This window comes from Paracraurococcus ruber, assembly GCF_004353985.1.
Lineage (GTDB): Bacteria > Pseudomonadota > Alphaproteobacteria > Acetobacterales > Acetobacteraceae > Paracraurococcus > Paracraurococcus ruber.
Window position 1 is genome coordinate 1 of record NZ_SMOA01000617.1, and the last position, 943, is coordinate 943.

The window sequence follows — 943 nt, forward strand, 5'->3', positions numbered from 1 at the left end:
GCCGGGCCATGGCCACGAGCCGACGGCCGAGGGCCGTGATCTGCTCCCCAATGCTTTGCCAAGCCGCCAGCAGCGCCTCAGCCACCTCCTGCAGCGGCCCATCCGCGACCAGCGTCCGGACCCGTTCGACAAAGGGTCGGCCACCACCCTTGCCGGCGATCAGGCCGAAGGGTTTCAGTACACCGCGGATCTGATTGGCGAGGTCAACGCGCATACGCACCAGCTGCGCCCGGGCAGTGAGCAGGGAGCGGACCAGGTGGCTGTCCACGCCCTTGACGGCCACCTCGCGGTACCAGCCCGTGCGCACGATCTGCGCCAGACCACGGGCGTCATTGCGGTCGGACTTGTTCAGCTGCAGGGCGAGCGCCGCCTTGGCATGCCGGGCGTCCAGGCAGACCACAGGCAGCCCCAACTTCCTCAGCTCGTGCCAGTGCCAAGGCGACAAGGGACCACTTTCCAGGCCGATGCGTACCACCTCGGGCGCCTTCGCGCGGATGGTCGCGGCGATCGCTTCCGGTGTGGAAGCGCACTTGCCTTGCCAGAGCGTCTGCCCATTGCTGTCAACGACGCAGACCGAGGTCTGCTCCTGCGAGACGTCCAGGCCAACGTACTGTTCCATGCAAGCTCTCCTCAGCGGGTCCGATGGCATCAGACCCCGATTGCTGCTGGAGGGCACCGGCCCGCCATAACCCCATGTCAGGTTGTTGAGCCGATGCTCGCGCCGAGCACGGTCGCGGCTGTCGTCCCTCTCATGCTGCCAGCTGGACGCGCGTCTCCTTCCGCCACACCTGGAAGGCTTGGGCACGAGCGCGCCGATACTGGCCGGCGGTCATCAGATGTCGCCTTGGACGGAAGTGGCCGTAGATCATGGCGTGGGATGACAGGAAGCGCTGCGCCTGCTCCGGTGATTTGAACCGCTGCATCTGCCGCTCTCGGCGCCGCG

The 943-nt window shown here is 67.1% G+C and carries 1 protein-coding gene and 1 pseudogene; both read right to left on the minus strand.

The window, feature by feature from the left end; genetic code table 11:
• A partial coding sequence (locus E2C05_RS32120; protein ID WP_158292507.1) for an IS110 family transposase occupies positions 1-619 on the minus strand: 619 nt, incomplete at its 3' end.
• A 130-nt stretch (positions 620-749) separates the two neighbouring features.
• Positions 750-943: pseudogene (locus tag E2C05_RS34450) on the minus strand (IS6 family transposase); the annotation flags it as partial.